Below are 23,949 nucleotides of genomic sequence, written 5' to 3' on the forward strand. Positions count from 1 at the left end.
CGGCATGGCCCCGTGCGCGTCGCGCGTCAGATCCGGGCGAGCAGCGCGGCGATGAGCTCGGCGCGTTCGGCGAGCGAGGCGGCGACCACGTGCTCGTGCACGGCGTGGGCGCCCGCGCCTCGCGGGCCGAGCCCGTCGACGGTCGGCACGCCGAGTGCTCCCGTGAGGTTGGTGTCGGCGGCGCCGGTTGCAGGGCGTCCGTCGACGGCCTGCCCGACGGTCGCGGCGGCGGCGGCGATCTCGGCGGTGAGCGCGTCGTGACGTGCGTCGACCCCCCATGCGGGTCGGCTCGAGAGCACCTCGACCGAGAGCTCGCCGCCCGAGCGGACTGGAGCCAGTGCGGCGAGGGCGTCGAGCACGGCGCGCTCGGTCGAGGCATCCGGGAATCGGAAGCCGATGTCGGCGTGTGCGCGACCCGCGACGACGTTGGTGCGCCCGCCGCCCGCGATCGTGCCGACGTTGCACAGCACGGTCGGGTGCGCCGCCGCGATCTCGCGCACGCGCAGGAGCTGGTCGACGAGTTCCTCGATCGCCGACACGCCGCCGTCGGGGTCGAGGGCGGCGTGCGACTCGCGGCCGACGACGGTGAGACGCACGCGCGTCGATCCGAGGCGGGCGGTCTTCAGGGCTCCGTCGGCGTGGGGGGACTCGAGGCCGAGCACGGCGACGGCGCAGCGGCCGTGCGACTCGACGAGCGCGCGCGAGGAGGGCGAGCCGATCTCTTCGTCGGCGACGAGGAGGAGGGTCAGGGGCCGGTGCGCGGCGCCCGACTCGGCGAGCAGTTCGAGCGCGCCTTCGAAGGCGATGATGCCGCCCTTCATGTCGAATGCGCCGGGGCCTGCGACGATGCCGTCGTCATCGCGCCACGGCATCGTCGACGCGAGCGTGCCGACGGGCCACACGGTGTCGGCGTGGGCGAGGAAGAGCACGGGGGCCTCGGACTCGCGACCGGCGGTGCCGGGGAACGCGAAGGCGAGGTTGGGGCCGGTCTCGTGCGGTTCGACGGAGACGGCTGCCCCCAGTCGGGTGAATCGTTCGGTCAGGTGCGCCCCCAGCGCGGCGATCGCGCGGGCGTCGCCAGTCGGAGACTCGAGCGCGACTGCGAGGCGGAGCCGTTCGACCAGGGTGGCGATGCGATCGTTACGTGACACAGTTATGAAACGTATAGTCCTTCTCTTTGGAACTCAACCCGCATAAACTAGCGGTACTCTGACCATCGCAATCAAAGTTGCGTGTTGTATCCCTGCATCGAACGGATCGCCCATGCCGACCCCCAGCATCCGGGAGGCCCCGGACCGCGACACTCCCGCTGTGTCCATCGTGCCCCTCGACACCCTCGCACGGCAACGCGCGGCCGCAGTGCTCTACCGCGAGGTCTTCGCGTACGCCGACACCGATCACTCGGTCAACCCCAAGCTCCTGCAGGGTCTCGTCGACAACGGCGGCACGGCGCTCGGCGTCTTCACCGCCGACGGACGCGCGCTCGGGTTCTGCTACGGCTTCTCCGCGATCGACGCGAGCGGCCTCTACCACTACTCGCAGGCGACCGTCATCGCAGCCTCCGAGCAGGGCCGCGGACTCGGCCGAGCCCTCAAGCACGCGCAGGCCGACGCCGCCCGCGCCCTCGGCGCTCGCTCGATGCGCTGGACGTACGACCCCGCGCTCACCCGGAACGCGCACTTCAACCTCGACGTGCTCGGCGGCGTCGGCATCCGGTTCCGGCACGACTACTACGGCGAACCCGGCACCGACCGAGTCGTCGTCGACTGGCCGCTCGACCCCGAGCTCGCCGCCGCCGCGGCGTCCCGCCGGGTGCGCGCGCTCGCCGACGCATCCTCACTCGCAGCCTCGACCGACGTCGAGGGCCGCGCCGACGCGGCGGGCGTCGTCGTCGCGACCGGCGCCGACGTGCGCACGATCTCGGCGCCCCTCGACGGCGGCGCGGTCGCTCCCGTGCATCGGCCGGCGCTCGGCGCCGCGATCGCCGCGGCCATGGCCGACGGGCTCGTGGCCCGCTCGTGCGGACTCGACTCGCGCTCGGGGGTGTCCGACGGGCCGACCGCCGATCTTCCGCCCGCTCGCGCCGTCTACGTCTTCGGAGGGCGATGACGATGCCTGAGAACCGACTCTCCAGCCCCCACGAACGATTCGACGCGCGCGTGCAACGACGTTCCGCCGCCGTGCTCAAGCGTCGCGTCATCGAGCAGGAGCGCCGCCAGCTCGAGCTCGCCCTCGACTGGGCCCGCGACGACGACGCGTTCGAACGCGTCGCCGCCCAGATCGTCGCGGCGCGGCGCCGATTCATCCTGGGCGCTGCGAAGTCGTTCACGTACGCCTCGCTCCTCGCTCTCGACCTCAGCGCCGGGCTCGCGAACGTCACGCTCATCGACGGCACGATCGTGCGGCCGCTCGACGTGCTGAGCGATGTCCGCTCCTCCGACGTGCTCGTCGCGATCTCCCTGTCGCGCTACCGGCGGTACACGGTCGACATGGCGCTCCAGTTCGCGAAGGCGGGAGGCACCCTCATCGTCGTGACCGACTCGCCCGACGCGCCCCTCGTGCAGCACGCGTCGGAACGCATCATCGTGAGCACCGAGAGCGCCTCGTTCGCGAACTCGCCGACCTCGGTCGCCCTCGTCATCCACCTCCTCGCGACCCTCACGACCGCGAGCGCCAAGGGCGCCGGCCGTCGACTCGCCGAACGCGATCGGCTCGCCGAATCGCTCGACCTCTACGTGGAGAACTGACCATGCGCATCGTCCAGGCACGCCTTCAGCGCGTGCGCCTTCCGCTCGTGCACGAGTTCCAGACGAGCTCCCACACGAAGGGTGCGCTCGAGCATCTGCTCGTACGGCTCGTCTCAGACGACGGACTCGTGGCGTGGGGCGAGATCGCCTCGCCGAGCGGCCCGTTCTACGGCGCCGAGACGACCGACACGTGCTGGCTCATCGCGCGCGACCACCTGCTGCCGCGGCTCGTGGGCGCCGAGTGGGATACCCCCGAAGAGGCGGCCGGCCTGTGGCGCGGGGTGCGCGGCAACCGCTTCGCGAAGGCGGGCGTGGATGCGGCGGTGTGGGCGTTGCACGCGGCCGCGAACGGGGTCTCGCTCTCCCAGGACCTCGGCGGCACGGCGACCGAGGTCGTCGCGGGCGTCTCACTCGGCATCGAGCCGACGATCGACGGGCTCCTCGAGCAGGTCGCCGCCCACATCGCCTCGGGCTACCCGCGGGTGAAGCTCAAGATCGCTCCCGGCTGGGACGTCGAGCCCGTGCGCGCCGTTCGTGCAGCGTTCGGACCCGACCTCGACCTGCACGTCGACGCGAACGGCGCCTACCGCGAGGAACCCGACCACCTCGCGGCACTCGTCGCCCTCGACGAGCATCGGCTCACGATGATCGAGCAGCCCTTCGCGCCCGACGACCTGCTCGCTCACGCGCGTCTGCAGGCCCGCATCGAGACGCCCGTCTGTCTCGACGAGTCGGTCGAGTCGGTCGACGACCTGCACACGGCGCTCGCGCTCGGCGCGGGCCGCATTCTCAACATCAAGGTCTCGCGCATGGGCGGGCTCACGCCCGCGCGCGCCGCGCACGCCGTCGCACTCGACGCCGGGATGCCCGTGTGGTGCGGCGGCATGCACGAGTTCGGCGTGGGGCGCGCCGCGAACCTCGCGATCGCGAGCCTGCCCGGCTTCGTGCTGCCGAGCGATGTGTCGGGCTCCGACAAGTACTATGCACGGGATGTCACGACCGAGCCGATTCGCGCCCTCCAGGGTCGTGTCGCGGTGCCCGCTTCTCCGGGCCTCGGCTACGACGTCGACGAGGAGTTCACGGCGAGCAACACGGTCGACGTCGTCGTCTTGGGGGATGCCTCGGCCGAGGCATCGGCCGTGCCGCTCGCGACTCGCGCCTGACGCGCCCGAGCTCGGCGACGAACGCCGGGCGTGCTCAGATCGAGCGGCGGGCGTGCTCAGATCGAGCGGAGGTCGGGGTCGAGGTCGGCCTCGAAGAGGGAGTCGTCGACCGCAGGCGCGGTCGACGCATCGCCCGACTCGATCGCGGCACCGGACTCGGCAGCCGCCATCGCGGTCGTGAACTCGTACGCCGTGAGCTCGCGCGGTGACTCGTCGATGCCCTCGAGCGACGCGAACACCTTGGTCTCGTCGAGCGCCTTGAGCTTGCGGGCGGTCGGGAGCACCCGGCTCTCGAGCGAGCCGACGAAGGTGTTGTAGTCCTTGACGGTGCGTTCGATCGTGCGCCCGAGCTTCTCGATCTGGCCCGCGGTCGTGGCGAGGCGCGAGTAGAGCTCGCGGCTCAGGTCGAAAAGCGACTTCGCCTCGTTCGTCAGGACGTCTTGCTGCCAGCTGAACGCCACCGTCTTGAGCACCGACCACAGCGTGACGGGCGAGGCGAGCGCGACGCGCTTGGAGAAGGCGTACTCGAGCAGCGACGGGTCGGCTTCGAGGGCGCTCGAGATGAGCGATTCGCTCGGGATGAAGGCGATGACCAGCTCGGGGGAAGCGCCGAGTCCCTCCCAGTAGGTCTTGGAGTTGAGCGCGTTGATGTGGTCGCGCACCGCCTTGACGTGGTGCTTGAGGAGGGCGTCGCGTTGCGCGCCCTCGGCACCCGCCGCGGTCGCCGGGATCTGGCTCGCCTCGAGGAACGCCGTGAACGGGACCTTCGCGTCGACGGCGATGTTCTTGCCTCCGGGGAGGTGGATGACCATGTCGGGGCGACCCGCCCCGGCGTCGGTCGAGATCGAGCGCTGCGTGTCGAAGTCGACGCGTTCGAGAAGGCCCGCGGCTTCGACGACGCTGCGCAGCTGGGTCTCGCCCCACACGCCGCGTGTGCTGTTCGACCGGAGGGCCGAGGCGAGGGACTCGGCCGTCGAGCGAAGCCGCTCTTCGCTCTCGGCGGCGATCTTGAGCTGCTGGCTGAGCTCGCCGTGCTGGCGGTGGCGCTGGGTCTCGAGGTCTGCGACCTTCGTCTGCATCTCGGTGAGGCTCTGCTTGACGGGTGCGAGCGCCTGGAGCACCTTGCTGTCGCCCGCCTCGCGCGCCTCGCGCTCGCGTTGCTCGGCCTTCTGTCGCTCGACGATCTCGCGGTACTGCTGCCGGGCGGACTCGATCTGCTCGCGAAGCCCGTCTGCTGTGGCCTCGACGGCCGCGAGTTCGGCGCGCAGCTGCGACTGGAGCTGCTGCTGCTCGGCGACGGAGCGCGCGAGCGCGGCGTCGGCCTCGGCGCGAAGCCGTATGAGCGCCTGCTCGTGGCGCGCCTCGACGAGGGCCGGGTCTTCGACCGGGGCGGCGGTCGACGCGGCCTCGGAGGCGCGGCGCGCGGCGACGACCCACATGACGAGCGAACCGAGGGCGGCGCCGACCACGAGGCCGATGACGAGCAGCAGGATCTCCATGCCATCGAGTGTCGCAGGGGCCGCCGACATCCGCGGTTCCGACGGGCGCGGAGCGGAAGACCGACCCGCTACTGCAGGGCCATCGGCCCGTGCAGGGCCCCGCGCTCGCGCGTCGCGACGGGCCCGAGCGCGCCGACGCGCACGGCCGTCACGCGCGCGAGCGCGGCGAGGTCGTCGACGTCGTGGCGCTTCGCCGCGTGCTGCACGATCGCCGCGCAGGCGAGTGCGTCGTCGAGCGCATTGTGGTGCGAGAAGTCCTCGAAGCCGGCGGCCATCGCCGCCGACGGCAGCCGGTACGAGTCGAGGTGATAGGTCTTGCGTGCGACCTGCAGGCTGCAGAGGTACGGATGGTTCGGCACGTCGACCCCGAACGCCTCGCACGACTTCGCGATGACACCCATGTCGAACGACGCGTTGTGGGCGACGAGCCAGTCGTCGCCCGCGAACGCGCGGAACTCGGGCATGCGGTCGGCCCACGTCGAGGCATCCGCGACCATCTCGGGCGTGATCCCGTGGATGCGCACGTTCCATTCGTGGAACTCGTCGTGCGGGAACGGCGGTCTGAGCAGCCAGTATGCGCGGTCGACGACGTCGCCGCCCCGCACCTTCACGAGCCCGACGGAGCACGCGGACGCCCCCGACGAGTTCGCGGTCTCGAAATCGATCGCGGTGAAGTCCACTGGCACGCTCAGATCGTCGCATGGCCCGGCGACAGCGGGCGGATGCCCCGCCGGGGTCTCGATACGCTGCGCTCCTCGACCCGCGGGTCGCGCGCTTGACGGATGCCTCGGCCCTGGCGTGGAATGGCGGGGGCCCTCGCACGGCCCACCCCGTCGACACGCTCAGGGAACGAGGAACGCATGTCCGAGACATCCGAGCAGATCGACGCTCCGAACCCGTCCGACGGACTCGTGCGTGATCCCGCCTCGCCCGAGGCCGCCCTGCATGCCAGGTCGTTCAGCCACGCGGCATCCGTCTATCAGGCGTCGCGGCCGGGCTACCCGGCCGACGCCGTCGCGTGGCTCGTGGGCGACGCGGCGAAGGTGCTCGACCTCGGCGCCGGCACGGGCAAGCTCACGCAGGCGCTCGTCGCGCTCGATCGCGAGGTCGTCGCGGTCGATCCCGTCGAGGAGATGCTCGAGGAACTCGAGCTCGCGGTGCCCGCTGTGCCGCGCATCCTCGGCACGGCCGAAGACATCCCCGTCGACGACGCCTCGTTCGACGCGGTCGTCGTGGGGCAGGCGTGGCACTGGTTCATCCCCGAGCGGGCGGTGCCCGAGATCGCGCGCGTGCTGCGGCCGGGCGGCGTGCTCGGGCTCGTGTGGAACAGCCGCGACACGAGCGTCGGATGGCTCCGCGAAGCGGGGGAGATCATGCACGAGCGGCACGACGCGAGCGCGACCTTCGAGTCGTATGTGCGCATCGGGCGGCCGTTCGGCGCGATCGAGGAGCACGAGACGAGGTGGGTCGAGCGGATGCCGCGCGAGCGGTTCCTCGACCTCGTGCGGTCGCGCTCGTACTTCATCACGTCGTCGCCCGCCGAGCAGGCCGACACGATCGCGAAGCTCGAGCGGCTCTTCGAGGAGCATCCGGATGTCGCGGGGCGCGCCGAGCTCGACGTGCCCTACGTGACCCGGGCCTATCGCGCGCGCCTGCGCCCCTGAATTCGTTTGAATGCGGGTCAAGATTTCGCTTGACTCGGCATCAAATCACGAGGATGCTTCAGCTATGGCTGCTGGGGAAGCCGGGGCGACTCGCGAATACGACATGACCGCACGCGCGGCCCGTGCCGTCCGCACTCGCGAGCGCATCCTCATGGCAGCCGCCGTCCGCTTCGCCGACGCCCACTACGACGACGTCACCCTCGCGGGCATCGCCGAGGCCGCGGGCGTCACCGTGCAGACCGTCTTCAATCACTTCGGCTCGAAAGAAGGGCTGCTGCGCGCCGGCATCGAGCACTTCGCGGGCGCCGTCGCCGACCTCCGCGGCCCCGTCGAACCCGGCGACCTCGACGGCGCGATCGACGCGCTCATGCGGCACTACGAGGCCTTCGGCGACGGCAACTGGCGGGCCGTGGCCGACGCCGAACGGCAGCCCGTGCTCCGCGAACTCCTCGAGAGTGCCCGCGGCGAGCACCGGAAGTGGCTCGAGACGGTGTTCGCGCCGCAGTTGCCCGGCCCCGAGACATCCGCCCGCACCGCCCTCGTCGACGCGCTCTACGCCGCGACCGACGTCGGCACCTGGAAGCTCCTCCGACGCGACCTCGGCCGCTCGGAGTCCGAGACGCGCGCACTCCTGCGCCGCCTCGTCGGAACGCTGCTCGAAGGGAGCGGACGATGAGATACCTCATGGCCGTCTGGGACGGCGGCGGCGCTACCCCGCCGAACCTCGGCGTCGCACGCCTATTGATCGAGCGCGGGCACGAGGTCGTCGTCTACGGCGACCCGAGCGTCGCCGAGGGCATCCTCGCGACGGGGGCGACCCATCGCCAATGGCCGACCGCGCCGCAGCGCGTGTCGAGCGCGATCGAAGACGACCTGCTGCGCGACTGGGAGCCGGCGACGCCGATGGGCGCGTTCGCGCGCCTGCGCGACCGTCTCGTCACGGGTGCGTCGGGCCGCTTCGCCGCGGATGTCGCGGCGGCGATCGACGAGGCGACGGCGCTTGCCGAAGCCGGATCGGGCGCGCCGTTCGACGTCGTGCTCGCCGACGGGATGCTCTTCGGCGCGCTCGTCGCGGCGGAGGCCCGAGGCATCCCGAACGCCGCGCTCGTCGGAAGCGTCTACCTCGCGCCGAACCCCGACCGCCCCCTGTTCGGGCTCGGCCTCGCGCCCGCGCGCGGGCCGCTCGGCCGTCTCCGAGACCGTCTCGGGTTCGCGCTCACGAACGCCGGGTGGGACACGGGACTCCGCGACCTCAACACGACTCGTGCGCGGTACGGACTCGCGCCACTGAAGCACGTGTGGTCGCAGTGGGATCGCGCCGACCGCGTGCTGATCCTCACGGGCGCGGCGTTCGACAACACCGCACCCGTGCCCGCGAACGTCCGCTGGGTCGGGCCCGTGCTCGAAGACCTCCCCGCCGACGGCGCCCTCGACCTGCCGCCAGGCGACGCTCCTCTCGTCGTCGTCGGCCTCTCGAGCTCGTACATGCAGCAGGAGCTGCTGCTCCGCCACATCGCCGTCGCCCTCGCGCAACTGCCCGTGCGGGCCGTCATCACGACGGGGCCCGCGATCGACCCCGCCGATGTGCCGGCCGCCGCCCACGTGCGCGTCGTCCGCGCGGCCTCGCATACCGCGCTCTTCGAGCACGCGTCGCTCGTCGTCACCCACGCCGGGCACGGCACGGTCATCAAGGCGCTCGCCGCGGGCGTACCCCTCCTGTGCCTGCCGATCGCACGCGACCAGCCCGACAACGCGAAGCGCGTCGTGCGCCACGGCGCAGGGCGCGTGCTGTCGAAGCGGGCGGATGCCTCGGCCATCGCCCAGGCCGTCGTCGACATGCTCGCCACGCCGACCTACGCCGCTGCCGCGGCGGCGCTCGGCGAGCGGATCCGTGCCGAGATCGCCTCGGGGGTCCTCGTAGCCGAGTTGGAGGCGCTGCCCGGGCGCGCACTCGCTCGCGAGCGTGCGGGGGAGACATCCGCTCAGGAAGACCCCCGGTAGACTGGTCGCCCGTGGCTCTTACCATCGGAATCGTCGGTCTCCCGAACGTCGGCAAGTCGACCCTCTTCAACGCCCTCACCAAGAACCAGGTGCTCGCGGCGAACTACCCGTTCGCGACGATCGAGCCCAACGTCGGCGTCGTCAACCTGCCCGACCCGCGCCTCGAGACGCTCGCCGGAATCTTCGGCTCCGAGCGCATCCTGCCCGCGACGGTGTCGTTCGTCGACATCGCCGGCATCGTGCGCGGCGCGTCCGAAGGTGAAGGACTCGGCAACAAGTTCCTCGCGAACATCCGCGAGGCTGACGCGATCGCGCAGGTCGTCCGCGGCTTCGCCGACGCCGACGTCGTGCACGTCGACGGCGCCGTCGACCCCAAGGCCGACATGGAGACCATCAACACCGAGCTCATCCTCGCCGACGTCGAGACCCTCGAGCGCGCGATCACGCGCTACGAGAAAGAGGTCAAGGGCAAGAAGCTCGACCCCTCGGTGCTCGAGGCCGCGAAGCAGGCGCTCGACCTGTTGCAGCGCGGCACGCCGCTGTCCGCGGCATCCATCGATCTCGACCCGATCAAAGAGCTCGGACTCCTGACGGCGAAGCCGTTCATCTACGTCTTCAACGTCGACGAGGCCGTGCTCACCGACGACGTCCGCAAGGCCGAGCTCGCCGCCCTCGTCGCCCCCGCCGAGGCCGTCTTCCTCGACGCGAAGATCGAGTCCGAGCTCATCGACCTCGACCCCGCCGACGCCGCCGAACTTCTGGCCTCGACCGGCCAGGAGGAGTCGGGCCTCGACCAGCTCGCCCGCATCGGCTTCTCGACCCTCGGCCTGCAGACCTACCTCACCGCGGGCCCGAAAGAGTCGCGCGCGTGGACCATCCGCAAGGGGTGGAAGGCGCCCGCCGCCGCAGGCGTCATCCACACCGACTTCGAGCGAGGCTTCATCAAGGCCGAGGTCATCTCGTTCGACGACCTCGTCGCGACCGGCTCGGTCGCCGAGGCCCGCGCCAAGGGCAAGGCCCGCATGGAGGGCAAGGACTACGTCATGCAAGACGGGGATGTCGTGGAGTTCCGGTTCAACGTGTGAGTTGACTCGAGCCTGGTGTCGGTCGCGCGCGCTATCTTGACCGCAGGCGACCTGCCGTCCGGGCGGGAACGCAGAGAGGAAGCGCGTGCCCGACGTTCAGAGCGTTGAGCTGTATCGATCGGCGACCGGCGAGTTCGAAATCGCGGTTCGCACCGACGGGGAGTCGGTGTGGCTGACCGCCGAGCAACTCGTGCAACTCTTCGGCCGAGATAGGTCGACGATCTCGCGGCACCTTCGAAACGTCTTCTCTGAAGGCGAACTCGAACGCGAGTCAGTTGTTGCAGATTTTGCAACAACTGCCGCGGACGGCAAGACCTATCGAGTAGCGCACTACGATCTCGACGTCGTCATCTCGGTCGGATACCGCGTGAAATCTCCCGAAGGAATTCGGTTCCGCCGATGGGCGACGCAGGTACTTCGGCAGTATCTCCTCGACGGTGTCGCGCTCAACGAGCGTCGGCTGGAGCAACTCGGTTCGCTCGTGCACGTGCTCTCGCGGTCGACCGATGAACTCGTGGCAGGCGTCGCCGAAGTCGTGGCTCGGTATCTCCCAAGCTTGCGCGCGCTCCGCGCGTACGACGAGGGCGAGATTCTCCCGGCGGTCGGCATTGCGCCCAGTTGGACACTCACGTACGACGAGGCTCGCGAGGTCATCGACGAAGTCGGGGCCGAGTTCCCCGACGACACGCTGTTCGGCGGCGAGCGCGGCGGTGCCCTCCGCGGTGTCGTCGCGACGATCTACCAGGGGTTCGGCGGGGTCGAGCTCTACTCGACGGTGCAGGAGAAGGCGGCGAACCTGCTCTACCTCGTCGTCAAGGATCATCCGCTCTCCGACGGCAACAAGCGCAGCGCCGCCGCGCTCTTCGTGCACTTCCTCGCACGCAACGGTGCGCTCGACGACGCGCACGGGGTTCCCCTCATCTCGAACAATGCGCTCGCCGCGATCACGCTCATGGTCGCGATGAGCGATCCGAAAGAGAAGGAGCTCATGGTCGGGCTGCTTGTGAGCATGCTCGCCGGCGAGGTCGGCTGAGCGGAACGCGGTGGAGTGCCGGTTCAACGTGTGAGCGGGAAATGCAGCACCTCGGCTACCACGAGGAACCGGCGGAGTTGGTCGATCTTCACAGGTGCCCTTCGTCGGTGCGCGCGGTCGAGGACGCGGCTTCGTTCAGGGTACGCCCACGGCTCGCAAGCTAGGTTTGACGCATGCCCGAATCCCAGCAGCTTCCGCCGTGTCCCGAGTGCGCGAGCGAGTACACGTACGAGCAGGGGGCGTTGCTCGTGTGCCCGATGTGCGGGTATGAGTGGGCGGCCGGCGCTTCGAATGCTGTTGAACACGGGGCGGATGTCTCCGACGCCCGCGTCGTCCACGACGCGGTCGGCAACGTGCTCGCCGACGGTGACACCGTGACCGTCGTGAAGGATCTGAAGGTCAAGGGCGCGGGCGGCGGCACCGTCAAGGTCGGCACGAAGGTCACGGGCATCCGGCTCATCACCGATGGTGTCGGCGACCACGACATCGACGCAAAGGTGCCGGGCTTCGGCCAGATGCAGCTCAAGTCGAGCGTCGTCAAGAAGGCGTGAGCGGATTGATGGATGCCGGTCAGATCTTCGCCGTCGTCTGGGGCGTGCTCGCCGTCGGCCTGGGCGTGCTCTTCATCGTGAAGCGCGAGGCCATCTCGGAACTCGCCAAACAGCAGGGGAGCGGGTTCATCGCGCGCACGCAGTCGCCGCGGCTGCTTCTCGGTGCAGGGGTCTTCTTCATCTGCGCCGGGCTGTTCGTGATCGTCGGGATGGTGATCGTCGCGGTCCGGTGAACCGCGGGCGGTAGAACGATCGAGCTTCCTCAGCTGTTTGACGGCGGTCTCGGCGGAGAGCTTCTCGAGCGCCGGATCGGTCGACTCGGATTGGCGGATTGTCATGGCGCACAGGATCGCGTGCTCCCGCCGACGCTGATCTCGCTCCTCGCTCACACTGTGGAACGTTCGCGCTCGCACCGAACTGTTGGGGAGGCGTCAAACGCTCCGGTGACGGGTTCGCTCAGCTGACCTTCTTGCGCTCACCCGCCGGGCCGCCGAACAGGTCGAGCGTGAGTCCGTCGAGGAAGTCTCCAGGCGGGGCATCCAGCGCATCGGCGATGCGCACGAGCGTGTGCACGCTCACCATCGCTCGGCCGCTTTCGTAGCTGCGGATGTTCGACGAGTCGATGCCGCTCGTCGCCGCGAGCCAGTCCTGAGAGACGCCCATGCGTTTCCGCGCGTCCGCGATCCGTGCGCCGATATAGGCGGCGGCTTCGGACGGGACTCGGGGCATCCGTCAAGACTGTTCAACTCCGGTCGCTCGTGCCAGGGTGCATGTCGCCGGGTACAAGTACACTCAGGTTCTGTCTTCACGAAGGGGGGCCATGGGTGTCCGATCCCGAGCGGCTGGTCAAGTCGCGCCAGCGCGTCGCCGATCACGGCGAGGTGTTCACGCCGCGGTGGCTCGTCGACGACATGCTTGACCTCGTCAAGGCCGAGACCGAGCGCATCGACTCGCGGTTCCTCGAGCCGGCGTGCGGGTCCGGCAACTTCCTCGTGCCGATCCTCGAGCGCAAGCTCGCGGCCGTCGAGGCGAAGTACGGGCGCAGCGACTTCGAGCGGCGCCACTACGCGCTCTTCGGCCTCATGTGCGTGTATGGCATCGAGTTGCTCGCCGACAATGCGGCCGAGTGTCGGGAGAACCTCGCGGGTACTTTCGCCCGGTATCTCGATGTCTCAGCTGTCGACGTCTGGTCGAAGGCCGCAGCCGGGGTGCTCGCGGCGAACATCGTGCAAGGCGACGCGCTCGCGATGACGGATGCCTCGGGCGAGCCGATCACGTTCCCCGAGTGGGGCTATCTCGGCAAGGGCAAGTACCAGCGGCGCGACTTCCACTTCGAGAACCTCACCCAGCGGGCGTCTGTGCAGGGCACCCTCTTCGACGCGTTCGAGGAGCACGAGATCTTCACGCCGGTGCGGTCGTACCCCGTCATGTCGGTCGCCGAGATCGCGGGGGGCGCGGCATGAGAACCGACGTCGTCAAACCTCAGGAGATCTTCTTCAACCCGACCCGGCTGACGGTTCCGCTGTTCCAGCGCCCGTATGTGTGGGCGCAGCAGGAGCAATGGAAGCCGCTGTGGGACGACATCGTCCGGCTGATCGACGTGATCGAGAGCCACAATCACAACGCGACGCACTTCCTGGGCGCGATCGTCATCCAGCATGGCCCTCCCAAACTCGGCGGACTGCCGACGTGGAACGTCATCGACGGGCAACAACGCCTCACGACGCTCCAACTGCTGCTCGATGCGCTGCATGCGCAGTTGGAGCTGCGAGGGCTGCACGACTTGGCCGATCGGGTGCTTCCGCTGGTCGAGAACCCGAGGAGCTACCGCAAGTCCGTCGAAGACCGCTACAAGTTGTGGCCGACCAATCGCGATCGCGACGCGTTCAGCGCCGTGATGTCGGCGCCTTCCCCCGTGGCCTATGCCTCGCTTCCGGCATCCCGTCTGCGCGACGCCCACCGCTACTTCTCGGAAGAGATCGGCGAGTGGCTGGGCGGTGACGATCTCGAGCAGCGCGCGACGCTGCTGGTCGGAGCGCTGACCGAACGGCTCGAGATCGCGAGCATCCGGCTCGACGCCGACGAAGACGCACAGGCGATCTTCGAGACGCTCAACGCGCGCGGCACCCCGCTGTCGGCCGCCGACCTGATCAAGAACTTCGTCTTCCAGCAGGTCGACGCCGATCGGGCCGAGCGCGCCTACGTCTCGCACTGGGCGGAGTTCGAGACTCCGTGGTGGGAGGCCGTGATCACGTCGGGGCGTCTCAAGAACCCCCGCGCGTCGCTCTTCCTCTGGCAGTGGCTCGTCGCGCGGACCCTCAGCGACTTTCCCATCCGCGAGGTCTTCACGCAGTTCAAGTACTACGTCACCACAGTCGAGAAAGACGTCGACGTGCTGCTGCCGCGCGTGCGCGCTGCCGCCGACCGCTACCGCACCGTGATCGAGCGCTCGGAGAATCCGGTCGGCGAGCTCACCCGTGCCCAGCTCTTCAGCTATCGGGTCGGCACGCTCGATTCCGAGATCAGCCGACCGCTCCTCATCTGGCTCGAAGAGCCCGAGCAGGCCGATCTCCCCTCGTCGGTCCGCGACCGCATCCTCGAGGTGCTCGAGAGCTGGTTCGTGCGCCGCGCGCTCGTCAAGGCGCCGTCGCAAGGCTCCAACCGGTTCCTCGCCGATCTGCTGCAGTACCTGAGCCGGGCGCCGAAGGAGCGGTTGGACGAGGCGGTCGAGGAGTTCCTCGTCGCGAACCACACCGTGGTCGGCTATTGGCCCGGTGACGACGAGGTGCGTGCGGCGCTGACCGACGCGAACATGTACGGAAACTACCGTCGCGGCCGCGTGCGGATGGTGCTCGAAGCGCTTGAAGACCACAAGCGTGGCTACCCGGGCGCGAACCCGCTGGCGATGGGGCCCATCGTGCGAGGCAAGGCGACGGTCGAGCACCTCATGCCGCAGAAGTGGCGCACCCACTGGCACGACGACCTCACTGACGAAGAGGCCCGGCACCGCGACGCGGTCGTCCAGCAGCTCGGAAACCTCACGATCGTCACGCAAGCCCTGAACAGCAAGGTGTCGAACGGCCCGTGGGCGCACAAGCGCGCGCACTTCCTTACCTCCGACGATGTGCTGATCACCAAAGAGGCGCTCGCGCTCGCCGGCGACGGCGAGTGGAACGAACGTGCGATCGCCTCTCGCACGGCGACGATGATCGCGCAGATCTGTGCGCTCTGGCCGGCTCCCGCGGGCCATGTGGGGCTGGCCGCCCCGCCGCCGGCACCCGTGACCCGTGCGTCGGTCGACCTCGCACAGCTCATCGACGCGGGCTGGCTCGACGCCGGAACGGCACTCGTGCCGGCGCTCCAGGGATATCTCGGCAGGGCGGAGGCCGAGGTGTCGCAAGACGGCCGCATCTTCCTCGACGGCGTCGCGTACAACACCCCCAGCGCGGCGGCGCGTTCGCTCTATGCAGGGAAGGGCGCGATCAACGGGTGGTGGTTCTGGGGCGTCGCGGGCACCGACCGTCGGCTGACCGACGTGCGCGCCGACTACCTCGCCAGCTTGGGCGACGACGAGCTCGACGATGCCGAGCTCGACGATGCCGAGGTCGTCGACGACGTCGACGAGGTCGAGGCGTGAGCACGGCGACGGATGCCTCGGGCAAGGCCTCGTTCGCGCTGCGCGGCCATAACCCCGACGTGCTCACGTGCATCGCGAACCTCTCGAACGACGAGGTGTTCACGCCGCCCGAGCTCGCGAACCAGATGCTCGACACGCTCGAGAAGGCGTGGGCCGAGTCGAACGGCGGAGCATCCATCTGGTCCGACCCGAACGTGACGTTCCTCGATCCGTTCACGAAGTCGGGCGTCTTCCTCCGCGAGATCACGGCACGCCTGACCGAACGGCTCGCCGACGCGATCCCCGACCTGCAGGAGCGCGTCGACCACATCCTCACGAAGCAGGTCTTCGGCATCGGCATCACGCAGTTGACCGCGCTCCTCGCCCGCCGCAGCGTCTACTGCTCGAAGGATGCCACGGGGTCGCACTCGATCGCGAAGAGCTTCGACCGCGACTGGGGCAACATCTGGTTCGAACGGACCGAGCACACGTGGGTCGGGCGCAAGCGCGTGTTCCGCGTGCACCCGACGACGGGGCGTGAGGTCTCGGTCGAACTGCGGGGCACCGGCAAGTGCAAGTACTGCGGTGCCGGCGGCGAGTACGACCGCGCCGAAGTGCTCGAGACCCACGCGTACGCCTTCATCCACACAGACGACATCAACGCTCGCATCAATGAGCTGTTCGGAGCCGAATTGCAGTTCGACGTCATCATCGGGAATCCGCCGTACCAGCTTGGCGACGGTGGGTTCGGCACGAGTGCGGCGCCCATCTACCAGGAGTTCGTCGAGCAAGCGAAGGCGCTGGATCCCAGGTTCCTCTCGATGATCATTCCCTCGCGCTGGTTCGCCGGTGGCAAGGGCCTTGATGACTTCCGGGAATCGATGCTGACGGACGATCGACTGCGATCCATCGACGACTACCTGAGTGCGTCGGATGTCTTCCCGGGCGTCGGGCTCAAAGGCGGCGTATGTCACTTCCTCTGGAATCGAGACCACCCTGGCGATTCCAGAGTGTCGACGCACTTCGCCGGGTGGGAGGACTCTGTCGCTGTCCGGCCGTTGCTCGAACCAGGTGCGGATGTGTTCATTCGGTTCAACGAGGGGCTATCGATCCTGAAGAAGGTCATGGCGGTAGAACGCCGCGACGAGACATCTCTGTCCCTGCCGGAGCAGAAGCGTTTCGAACGACTCGTCAGTTCGCGCAAGCCGTTCGGCCTTGAGACGACCTTCAAGGGCAAGGTCACCGCCGCTGACGGAGACCTCCGCGTCTTTCAGAACGGCGGAATCGGCCATATCCCGAGAGTGGATGTGCCCAGCGGCGTTCAGTACATCGACAAGTGGAAGCTGTTCGCAGGGTATGCAGCGCCCGGTACTGGAAACAAGGACAGCTATCCTCACCGGATCATCGGCACTCCCTTTCTCGGGGAGCCTGGAGAGATCTCGTCGGAGACATACCTCTGTATCGGTCCTTTTGAGTCGAAGCCTGAGGCGCAGAGCGCTCTCTCATACATCTCCTGCAGGTTGACCAGACTCCTGATCCTCCTGCACAAGCCATCCCAGCACGTCACGCGCAAGGTCTATGCATTCGTGCCGACCCAAGACTGGACGAAGGAGTGGACCGACGAAGAGCTCTACGCGAAGTACGGTCTCTCCGAGGACGAGATCGCATTCGTCGAGAAGCTCGTTCGCCCGATGGACGTCGCGGATGCCTAGGCCCATCGACGATCTGCTCCCTGAGAAGCCCGACGCACGCCTTCGCATCTACGCCTACTCGATCGACGACGCTGCGCATGCAGGTCGGCTCAAGGTCGGGCACACCACCCAAGACGTGAAGACCAGGGTCGCGCAGCAACTCAAGACGGCTGCGATCGAGAACTACACGATCGAGGTCGACGAGTCGGGGGAGCGTGCCGACGGCAGCGTGTTCCGCGACTTCGACGTGCGCGATCGGTTGAAGGCGAAGGGGTTCGCGAACCCGACGCTCGAGTGGATGGTGTGCGGCGTCGACGACGTGCGTACGGCGATCGCCGAGCTCAGGGCCAACAAGAGCTTCGAGGGCACGCACCACGCGACGTTCGGCATGCGTGATGAGCAGAAGGCGGCCGTCGAGAAGACCTACGCGTACTACCAGTCGCTGTGGGCTGACGACGCCGACGCCGTGCCCGAGTTCCTCTGGAACGCGAAGATGCGGTTCGGCAAGACGTTCACCGCCTACCAGCTCGCGAAGAAGCTCGACGCGAAGCGCGTGCTCGTCGTCACGTTCAAACCCGCCGTCGAAGACGCGTGGGAAACCGACCTCAAGTCGCACGTCGACTTCAACGGGTGGCAGTACCTCTCGCGGGCGACGGGTGGCGACCCGGCATCCGTCGATCCGGCGAAGCCGCTCGTCTTCTTCGGCTCGTTCCAAGATCTCATGGGGCGCGACAAAGCCGGTAACTTCAAGGCGAAGCACAAGTGGCTCACCGAGGTGCACTGGGATCTCGTGATCTTCGACGAGTACCACTTCGGCGCGTGGCGCGATGCCTCGAAAGAGCTGTTCGAGGGCGAGGACGACTCGACGCGCAAGAAGGCCGAGGCGTTCGAGTTCACCGACGCCGAAGAGACCTTCGCCGAAGAGCTCGAAGAGCGCGGCAGCGACGAAGACGCGTTCGTGCCGATCCGCGCGGGTGCCTACCTCTACCTCTCGGGCACGCCGTTCAAGGTGCTGCGCGAGGGCCGGTTCATCGAAGAGCAGATCTTCAACTGGACCTACACCGACGAACAGCGCGCGAAGGCGGAGTTCACGGCGAAGCATCCGGATGTCCCGAATCCCTACGTTGCGCTGCCTGAAATGCGTCTGCTCACCTACCAGATGCCCGACGAGCTCGTCGCGATCGCCCACCAGGGCGAGTTCGACGAGTTCGACCTCAACGCGTTCTTCGAGGCGAACGGCACGGGCGCCGAGGCATCCTTCGTGCACAAGGACGAAGTGCAGAAGTGGCTCGACATCATTCGCGGCTCGCACTTCGCGACCCAGATCGACGCGCTCAAGGCGGGCTCGAAGCCGCCGTTTCCGTACTCCGACGTGCGCCTGCTGCCGTACCTGCAGCACTCGATCTGGATGCTTCCGCGCACGGCGTCGTGCGCCGCGATGGCGAACCTCCTCGCAGAGCCCCAGAACGCGTTCTGGCACGACTACCGGGTCGTGAACGTGTCGGCGCCCGGCGTCGGCGTCGGTCTCGACGCGTTGCCGCCCGTGCGCGACGCGATCGGCAACGGCTACGACACGAAGACCATCACGCTCACGGTCGGCAAGCTCACGACCGGCGTGACCGTGCCGCAATGGTCGTCGATCCTCATGCTGCGGAACCTCCAGGCGCCCGAGACCTACTTCCAGGCCGCGTTCCGCGTGCAGTCGCCGTGGACCATCCGCAACGCCGACGGCGACGACCCCAACGCCGAGGCGATTCTGAAGCCCGTCTGCTTCGTGTTCGACTTCGCGCCGACGCGCGCGCTGCGGCAGATCAGCGAGTACGGCACAGGGCTCGACCCCGAGGCATCCAACCCCGAGAAGGCCGTGCAAGACCTCGTGAGCTTCCTGCCGGTGCTCGCATACGACGGCTCGAACATGACGCAGGTCGACGCCGGAGGCATCCTGGACATCGCGATGGCGGGCACCTCGGCGACGCTCCTCGCGCGCAAGTGGGAGTCGGCGATCCTCGTCAACGTCGACAACGCGACGCTCAAGAAGATCATGGGCGACCCCAAGGCGATGGACGCCGTCATGAACATCGAGGGCTTCCGCGCGCTCGGGTCGAACGTCTTCGAGACCGTCGTCAACAAGAGCGAATCCGTCGGCAAGACGAAGAAGGAGAAGGGCGACGACCTCACGCAGACCGAGAAGCGCGAACTGACCGCGGAGGAACGCGAGTACAAGTCCAAGCGCAAACAGATCCAAGAGAAGCTCATCAAGTTCGCGACGCGCATCCCCGCCTTCATGTACCTCACGGATTACCGCGAGCACACCCTGAAAGACGTCATCACGAAGATCGAGCCCGGACTGTTCCAGGCCGTCACGGGTCTCACCGTCGAAGACTTCGAACTGCTCGTCTCCCTCGGCGTCTTCAACGCGGGGCACATGAACCAGGCGGTCTTCGCGTTCAGACGATATGAGGATGCCTCGCTGCGCTACACGGGCATCGACTCGCACGACGACCTCACGAAGATCGGGCTCTACGACACGGTTGTGGCGGTCGACGCGTGACGGTGGACGAAGAAGCGAAGCAGAGAGAACCGGGAGACAAAACCAGGTGGAAGTGAACAGATCGCTCGAGCAGCACATCGCCGTGTTCGGCGAGAGCGGCAGCGGGAAGACCGTGCTGCTGTCGTCGTTCTACGGGCCGACGCAGGAGCCGGGCTTTGCGAAGGAGAACCTGTACGAGGTGATCGCGGAGAGTGCATCACAGGGGCTGACGCTTCATCAGAACTATCTCGGCATGCGCAACGACGCCCGCGCCCCCGAGCCGAACAGGTTCCGGTCCCACAGCTACGCGTTCAGGGTCAAGCCCAAGGTGAACCCCGACTCCAGAGCGCAGCGGGCGCAGCCGGTCGACAACCTGCGTCTCGTGTGGCACGACTACCCGGGTGAGTGGTTCGAGCAGGATGTCGAGGGCGAAGAGGCGCAGCGCCGCGTCGATACCTTCCGCTCGTTGCTCGGCTCCGACGTTGCGTTCCTGCTCGTCGATGCGCAGCGTCTGATCGACAACGTCGGGCAGGAAGAGCGCTATCTGAAGTCGCTGTTCAGCAACTTCCGGACCGGCTTGGTGCGGCTCGAGGACGAGATCCTGGTCGGCGGCCAGCCGCTCGTCGAGTTTCCGCGCATCTGGGTCGTTGCGCTGTCGAAGGCCGATCTCCTCCCAGACCTCGACGTGCAGGCTTTCAAAGAACTCATCGTGCTCAAGGCCGCGGGCGAGTTGAGCATGCTAACTGACACGATCCGAGACATGGTTCAGGGTGGGGCTGCGCTGTCGGTCGGTGACGACTTCGTACTGTTCTCCTCGGCGAAGTTCTCGCCCGAGAAGATCGACCTTACTTCGCCGATCGGCCTGGATCTGATCCTTCCGCTCGCCGCGATCCTGCCCTTCGAACGGCACGCACGGTGGATCGAACAGCGGGCTGCGAACAAACTCCCTGAGAAGGTCGTCGAGAACCTGTTCGCCGGGGCAAGCGTCCTTGTCGGCTTGCTGCTGACCAAGCGGTTCAACATGCCCGGCCCCGTCGGCCTGGTGGTCGGCCTGGTGACATCTGTGTTCTCGAAGGATGTGATCGAAGGCCTCCTGAACATGGCGAGAGAGAAGCTCGAGGATGCCAGGAGTCGGGCGCTCGAGAAGAAGGAGTACTTCACCGCGGTGCTCACGGGGTTCCGACTCGCCCTCATCGAGGGCGAGGAGCGTCGAGTGTTGCGGCTGAGCCGCCGGTGAGCCTGATATGGGCGACACGAGGTAGGACGTGGGGCTTCCGCTTCCTCAGAACCGGTGGGTTGGGCGATCCGCTTCCGACGTACGAGACCGCATTCGCTGATCTTCAAGGGCGACGCCAAGGAGTTGCTCGTGTCGGTGAACGCGTCGCGTTGCGGTTCGTCGACCCCGAGGGGCGCACCGATCGCGCGGGCCGGATCATCCCGCATGACTTCGTGCTGTCCGGCGAGCTTGCAGAGCGAGTCGGGTCGGTCGAAGACGGCCTCGCGGAGGTCTGGCCGCTCGTCGCCGACGAGTACGCTCGGGTGTGGGATCTCGCCTCGCCGCCCTCGGCGGAGTGAGGGCCACGACCCGGGCTACCGTTGAAGCGTGACTGCAACACTCGTGGCCCAGGGCCTCGCCGGCGGATACGCGCACCGCACGCTCTTCGACGACCTCGACCTGACGGTCGCCCCGGGCGACGTGATCGGCGTGGTCGGCGCGAACGGGGCGGGCAAGTCGACGCTCCTCGGCATCCTCGGCGGGGTGATCGCGCCGCTCGCGGGCACGGTGTCGCTCGCGCCGTCCGACGCGTTCGTCGGGTGGCTTCCACAGGAGCACGAGCGCGTCGAGGGCGAGACGGTCGGGCAGTACGTCGCCCGGCGCACGGGGTGCGCCGAGGCATCCGCTCGAATGGATGCTGCGGCCGAACTGCTCGCCGCGAGCGACGTGCCCGCCGGGGTGAACCCCGGCGAGGAGTACTCGGTCGCCCTCGAACGCTGGCTCGCGTCGGGCGCGGCCGATCTCGACGAGCGGTTGCCTGCGGTGCTCGCCGAGCTGGGGCTCGACCGGACGCACGGCGGCGACGCGACGAAGGACAGCGCCGGCGAGACATCCGCCGCAGTGACCGTCGACTCCCTCATGACCGGCCTTTCGGGCGGCCAGGCTGCCCGGGTCGGTCTCGCAGCCCTCATCTGCTCGCGGTTCGACCTCGTGCTGCTCGACGAGCCCACGAACGACCTCGACCTCGACGGGCTCGCGCGTCTCGAGGCGTTCGTGCAGGGCCTGCGCGGGGGAGTGGTGCTCGTCAGCCACGATCGCGAGTTCCTCGCACGCACGGTCACGAAGGTGCTCGAGCTCGATCTCGCCCAGCATTCCAACCGGCTCTACGGGGGCGGCTACGACAGCTATCTCGAAGAACGTGCGACCGTGCGTCGGCACGCGCGCGAGGACTACGAGGAGTTCGCCGCGAAGAAGGCCGACCTCGTCGCGCGAGCACGCGTGCAGCGTGAGTGGTCGAGCCAGGGCGTTCGTAACGCGATGAAGAAGTCGCCCGACAACGACAAGATCCGGCGCAAGGGGTCGATGGAGTCGAGCGAGAAGCAGGCGCAGAAGGTGCGCCAGATGGAGAGCCGCATCGCCCGCCTCGAAGAGGTCGAGGAACCGCGCAAGGAATGGAAGCTCGAGTTCACGATCGGCCAGGCGCCCAGGTCGTCGGCCGTCGTCGCGACGCTCGCCGAGGCATCCGTCGCCCGCGGCGACTTCACGCTGGGGCCCGTGTCGCTGCAGGTGAACGGCGGTGATCGCGTCGGCATCACCGGTCCGAACGGCGCCGGCAAGTCGACGCTGCTCGGTCTCCTGCTCGGTCGCGTCGAGCCTGACTCGGGCCGCGCGAGCCTCGGGTCGTCGGTCGCGATCGGCGAGATCGACCAGGCGCGGTCGCTCTTCGTCGGGCGGAGGCCGCTCGCCGACGCCTTCGAAGCGCTCGTGCCCGAGTACTCCGCTGGCGAGGTGCGTACCCTGCTCGCGAAGTTCGGGCTCAAGGCCGACCACGTCGGCCGGCCCGTCGACGAGCTCTCACCCGGCGAGCGCACTCGCGCGGGAATGGCGCTGCTGCAGGCGCGCGGCGTCAACGTGCTCGTGCTCGACGAGCCCACGAATCACCTCGACCTGCCCGCGATCGAACAGCTCGAGCAGGCGCTCGAAAGCTACGAGGGCACGCTGCTCCTCGTGACGCACGACCGGCGGATGCTCGAGCACGTGCGGCTCGACCGGCGGTGGAGTGTCGAGGGCGGGCGCGTCACCGAGGGGTGAGCTTTGCGCACGGTGGGGGATGCCTCGTGCGCAGACCTTCTCGATGGCCGAGAACCGAGCCGGACTCGGAGCGCTCCGTCCATAAAGACGAATAATGCGCGGGTTTCAGGCGCTATGTGGTCAGACCACAGCTGGTTGCCAGAAAGTCCCGGTAGTTTGATGAATGCGCCGACAGAGGAAGTCAGGCCGGGCCCGCGGAACATGCGGGCCGACCATCCCACCGGAGACGGTACAAGCACCCTTGGAAGGGGCTCTCGCCATGTCCACGCATGAACTGCAGCATGACCCGACCCAGCCGCAGGAGGAGCGGAAGCGCCGCCGTCGCGGCGGAGCCTTCTTCAAGTTCGGCCTCGCCGGCCTCGCGATCCTCGGTATCGGGGCCGCGGCGACATCTGCGGTCTTCAACGCGAATGTCGAGTTCAACGCAGACGCCACTGGCGCGGAGTTCGCGTTCCTCGGCAGCCACGGTGGCGGTGAACAACTCGCGATCGTCCCGATTCCCGCATCCGAGCTCGAGGACCTCGTCCCCAACGAGATCCGAACGATCGAGCTCACGTTGCACAACAACGGCACTTCAGCGCTCGACGCCACTATTGCCGATGTCGTCGCGAGCTTCACCAACTGGCCCGCGTTCGACGCCACCATCTCGTTCGACCGTCTGAGCCGAACCACCGCCATGACGATCCCGGCTCATAGCCCGCACACATTCGACCTGATCGTCACGACGGGCGCCATGCCCGACTTGGCGATGGGCGGTGAGGGCTCCATCATGGTGACCGTGAACGGCCAGGCAGTGGCTGCCACCATCGCGGACTGAGGCCGATCGCTCAGCCTGAAGCCCGTCGGGCCGGATGCGAGCCGCTTTCGAGCGAGCTCCCCGGCCCGACGGTGCCATCCACGAATGACTCATCGACCTGAGGGGGATCGACATGACGAGGACTGCGGGCGCGTCACGGCGCTGGGGCACCGTCGTACCGGTCGCACTCGCAGCATGCGCCATGCTCGGGTTCGGGGCGACCGCGACCGCCGCGGCCTTCACCGGCAGCGCGACCTTCGACGCAG

General features: G+C 68.2%; 22 protein-coding genes. 18 read left to right on the forward strand and 4 right to left on the reverse strand.

Translation table 11 applies throughout. The features are described 5' to 3' along the window. Positions 1–26 precede the first annotated feature (26 nt). The gene (locus ET445_RS09315; protein WP_243695141.1) at positions 27–1,151 is read right to left on the reverse strand and encodes a M20/M25/M40 family metallo-hydrolase; all 1,125 of its coding nucleotides are present in this window, start codon (positions 1,149–1,151) and stop codon (positions 27–29) included. Positions 1,152–1,311: 160 nt separating this feature from the next. Between ET445_RS09315 and ET445_RS09320 the strand changes: the two genes are divergently transcribed. From ET445_RS09320 to menC, 3 genes are read left to right on the forward strand one after another with little or no spacing between them, the layout of a single operon-like run. Continuing rightward, positions 1,312–2,109: a GNAT family N-acetyltransferase gene (locus tag ET445_RS09320; protein ID WP_129190833.1), complete on the forward strand. Its 798-nt coding sequence runs from the start codon at positions 1,312–1,314 to the stop codon at positions 2,107–2,109. 50 nt (positions 2,110–2,159) lie between these two features. Continuing rightward, positions 2,160–2,747, forward strand: coding sequence for a MurR/RpiR family transcriptional regulator (locus ET445_RS09325; protein WP_243695142.1), 588 nt, complete (start codon positions 2,160–2,162; stop codon positions 2,745–2,747). A 2-nt stretch (positions 2,748–2,749) separates the two neighbouring features. Then, positions 2,750–3,910, forward strand: coding sequence for an o-succinylbenzoate synthase (gene menC, locus ET445_RS09330; RefSeq protein ID WP_129190836.1), 1,161 nt, complete (start codon positions 2,750–2,752; stop codon positions 3,908–3,910). Between the two features lie 56 nt (positions 3,911–3,966). Here the strand turns inward: menC and ET445_RS09335 are convergent, their stop codons facing one another. Continuing rightward, on the reverse strand, positions 3,967–5,409 hold the full coding sequence (locus ET445_RS09335; protein WP_129190838.1) for a DNA recombination protein RmuC: 1,443 nt from the start codon (positions 5,407–5,409) through the stop codon (positions 3,967–3,969). Positions 5,410–5,477: 68 nt separating this feature from the next. Beyond that, entirely contained in the window at positions 5,478–6,095 is a 618-nt protein-coding gene (locus ET445_RS09340) for a 3'-5' exonuclease (protein ID WP_129190840.1), read from the reverse strand. Positions 6,096–6,269: 174 nt separating this feature from the next. Between ET445_RS09340 and ET445_RS09345 the strand changes: the two genes are divergently transcribed. From ET445_RS09345 to ET445_RS09375, 7 genes are all read left to right on the forward strand, one after another. Further along, positions 6,270–7,073, forward strand: coding sequence for a class I SAM-dependent methyltransferase (locus tag ET445_RS09345; protein ID WP_129190842.1), 804 nt, complete (start codon positions 6,270–6,272; stop codon positions 7,071–7,073). A gap of 103 nt (positions 7,074–7,176) precedes the next feature. Next, positions 7,177–7,749, forward strand: a complete 573-nt coding sequence (locus ET445_RS09350) for a TetR/AcrR family transcriptional regulator (protein ID WP_165314353.1) — start codon at positions 7,177–7,179, stop codon at positions 7,747–7,749. Further along, entirely contained in the window at positions 7,746–9,074 is a 1,329-nt protein-coding gene (locus ET445_RS09355; RefSeq protein ID WP_129190846.1) for a glycosyltransferase, read from the forward strand. The genes ET445_RS09350 and ET445_RS09355 overlap by 4 nt, the downstream gene beginning before the upstream one ends. A gap of 11 nt (positions 9,075–9,085) precedes the next feature. Beyond that, complete coding sequence (gene ychF, locus ET445_RS09360) at positions 9,086–10,159, forward strand: redox-regulated ATPase YchF (protein ID WP_129190848.1); 1,074 nt, start codon at positions 9,086–9,088, stop codon at positions 10,157–10,159. Between the two features lie 85 nt (positions 10,160–10,244). Beyond that, positions 10,245–11,192, forward strand: a complete 948-nt coding sequence (locus ET445_RS09365) for a virulence RhuM family protein/type II toxin-antitoxin system death-on-curing family toxin (RefSeq protein WP_129190850.1) — start codon at positions 10,245–10,247, stop codon at positions 11,190–11,192. Between the two features lie 173 nt (positions 11,193–11,365). Beyond that, positions 11,366–11,743, forward strand: coding sequence for a zinc ribbon domain-containing protein YjdM (locus ET445_RS09370; RefSeq protein ID WP_129190852.1), 378 nt, complete (start codon positions 11,366–11,368; stop codon positions 11,741–11,743). Positions 11,744–11,751: 8 nt separating this feature from the next. Next, positions 11,752–11,976, forward strand: a complete 225-nt coding sequence (locus tag ET445_RS09375; RefSeq protein ID WP_129190854.1) for a hypothetical protein — start codon at positions 11,752–11,754, stop codon at positions 11,974–11,976. A 223-nt stretch (positions 11,977–12,199) separates the two neighbouring features. On the opposite strand, the gene ET445_RS09380 is transcribed toward ET445_RS09375, so the two are convergent. Next, positions 12,200–12,472 carry a helix-turn-helix domain-containing protein gene (locus ET445_RS09380; RefSeq protein ID WP_129190856.1) on the reverse strand — a complete coding sequence of 91 codons (273 nt, stop codon included), beginning with the start codon at positions 12,470–12,472 and terminating at the stop codon, positions 12,200–12,202. Positions 12,473–12,567: 95 nt separating this feature from the next. Here ET445_RS09380 and ET445_RS09385 point away from each other — a divergent pair, with 95 nt between their 5' ends. From ET445_RS09385 to ET445_RS09420, 8 genes are all read left to right on the forward strand, one after another. Continuing rightward, positions 12,568–13,206 carry an N-6 DNA methylase gene (locus tag ET445_RS09385; RefSeq protein ID WP_129190858.1) on the forward strand — a complete coding sequence of 213 codons (639 nt, stop codon included), beginning with the start codon at positions 12,568–12,570 and terminating at the stop codon, positions 13,204–13,206. After that, complete coding sequence (locus ET445_RS09390) at positions 13,203–15,380, forward strand: GmrSD restriction endonuclease domain-containing protein (RefSeq protein WP_129190860.1); 2,178 nt, start codon at positions 13,203–13,205, stop codon at positions 15,378–15,380. The genes ET445_RS09385 and ET445_RS09390 overlap by 4 nt, the downstream gene beginning before the upstream one ends. Further along, entirely contained in the window at positions 15,377–17,071 is a 1,695-nt protein-coding gene (locus ET445_RS09395) for an Eco57I restriction-modification methylase domain-containing protein (RefSeq protein WP_129190862.1), read from the forward strand. The genes ET445_RS09390 and ET445_RS09395 overlap by 4 nt, the downstream gene beginning before the upstream one ends. Next, a complete protein-coding gene (locus ET445_RS09400) occupies positions 17,064–19,601 on the forward strand; it encodes a DEAD/DEAH box helicase family protein (RefSeq protein ID WP_129190864.1) in 2,538 nt (845 codons plus the stop codon). The genes ET445_RS09395 and ET445_RS09400 overlap by 8 nt, the downstream gene beginning before the upstream one ends. Positions 19,602–19,653: 52 nt before the next feature. Further along, positions 19,654–20,817 (forward strand): ATP/GTP-binding protein, encoded by a 1,164-nt coding sequence (locus tag ET445_RS09405; RefSeq protein WP_243695143.1) that lies wholly within the window; start codon positions 19,654–19,656, stop codon positions 20,815–20,817. 149 nt (positions 20,818–20,966) lie between these two features. Beyond that, entirely contained in the window at positions 20,967–21,155 is a 189-nt protein-coding gene (locus ET445_RS17995; protein ID WP_243695144.1) for a hypothetical protein, read from the forward strand. A 28-nt stretch (positions 21,156–21,183) separates the two neighbouring features. Beyond that, positions 21,184–22,887 carry an ABC-F family ATP-binding cassette domain-containing protein gene (locus tag ET445_RS09415; RefSeq protein WP_129190870.1) on the forward strand — a complete coding sequence of 568 codons (1,704 nt, stop codon included), beginning with the start codon at positions 21,184–21,186 and terminating at the stop codon, positions 22,885–22,887. A 241-nt stretch (positions 22,888–23,128) separates the two neighbouring features. Continuing rightward, positions 23,129–23,704: a hypothetical protein gene (locus tag ET445_RS09420; RefSeq protein WP_129190872.1), complete on the forward strand. Its 576-nt coding sequence runs from the start codon at positions 23,129–23,131 to the stop codon at positions 23,702–23,704. Positions 23,705–23,949: the final 245 nt, after the last annotated feature.

This window comes from Agromyces protaetiae, assembly GCF_004135405.1.
Classification (GTDB): domain Bacteria; phylum Actinomycetota; class Actinomycetes; order Actinomycetales; family Microbacteriaceae; genus Agromyces; species Agromyces protaetiae.

What these genes read in the sequence shown, in the direction of transcription:
- menC (WP_129190836.1), top strand. Translation starts at nt 2,750, where the DNA reads ATGCGCATCGTCCAGGCACGCCTTCAGCGCGTGCGCCTTCCGCTCGTG.
- ET445_RS09380 (WP_129190856.1), bottom strand. Translation starts at nt 12,472, where the DNA reads ATGCCCCGAGTCCCGTCCGAAGCCGCCGCCTATATCGGCGCACGGATC.
- ET445_RS09355 (WP_129190846.1), top strand. Translation starts at nt 7,746, where the DNA reads ATGAGATACCTCATGGCCGTCTGGGACGGCGGCGGCGCTACCCCGCCG.
- ET445_RS09390 (WP_129190860.1), top strand. Translation starts at nt 13,203, where the DNA reads ATGAGAACCGACGTCGTCAAACCTCAGGAGATCTTCTTCAACCCGACC.
- ET445_RS09370 (WP_129190852.1), top strand. Translation starts at nt 11,366, where the DNA reads ATGCCCGAATCCCAGCAGCTTCCGCCGTGTCCCGAGTGCGCGAGCGAG.
- ET445_RS09350 (WP_165314353.1), top strand. Translation starts at nt 7,177, where the DNA reads ATGACCGCACGCGCGGCCCGTGCCGTCCGCACTCGCGAGCGCATCCTC.
- ET445_RS09375 (WP_129190854.1), top strand. Translation starts at nt 11,752, where the DNA reads ATGGATGCCGGTCAGATCTTCGCCGTCGTCTGGGGCGTGCTCGCCGTC.
- ET445_RS09400 (WP_129190864.1), top strand. Translation starts at nt 17,064, where the DNA reads ATGCCTAGGCCCATCGACGATCTGCTCCCTGAGAAGCCCGACGCACGC.
- ET445_RS09335 (WP_129190838.1), bottom strand. Translation starts at nt 5,409, where the DNA reads ATGGAGATCCTGCTGCTCGTCATCGGCCTCGTGGTCGGCGCCGCCCTC.
- ET445_RS09345 (WP_129190842.1), top strand. Translation starts at nt 6,270, where the DNA reads ATGTCCGAGACATCCGAGCAGATCGACGCTCCGAACCCGTCCGACGGA.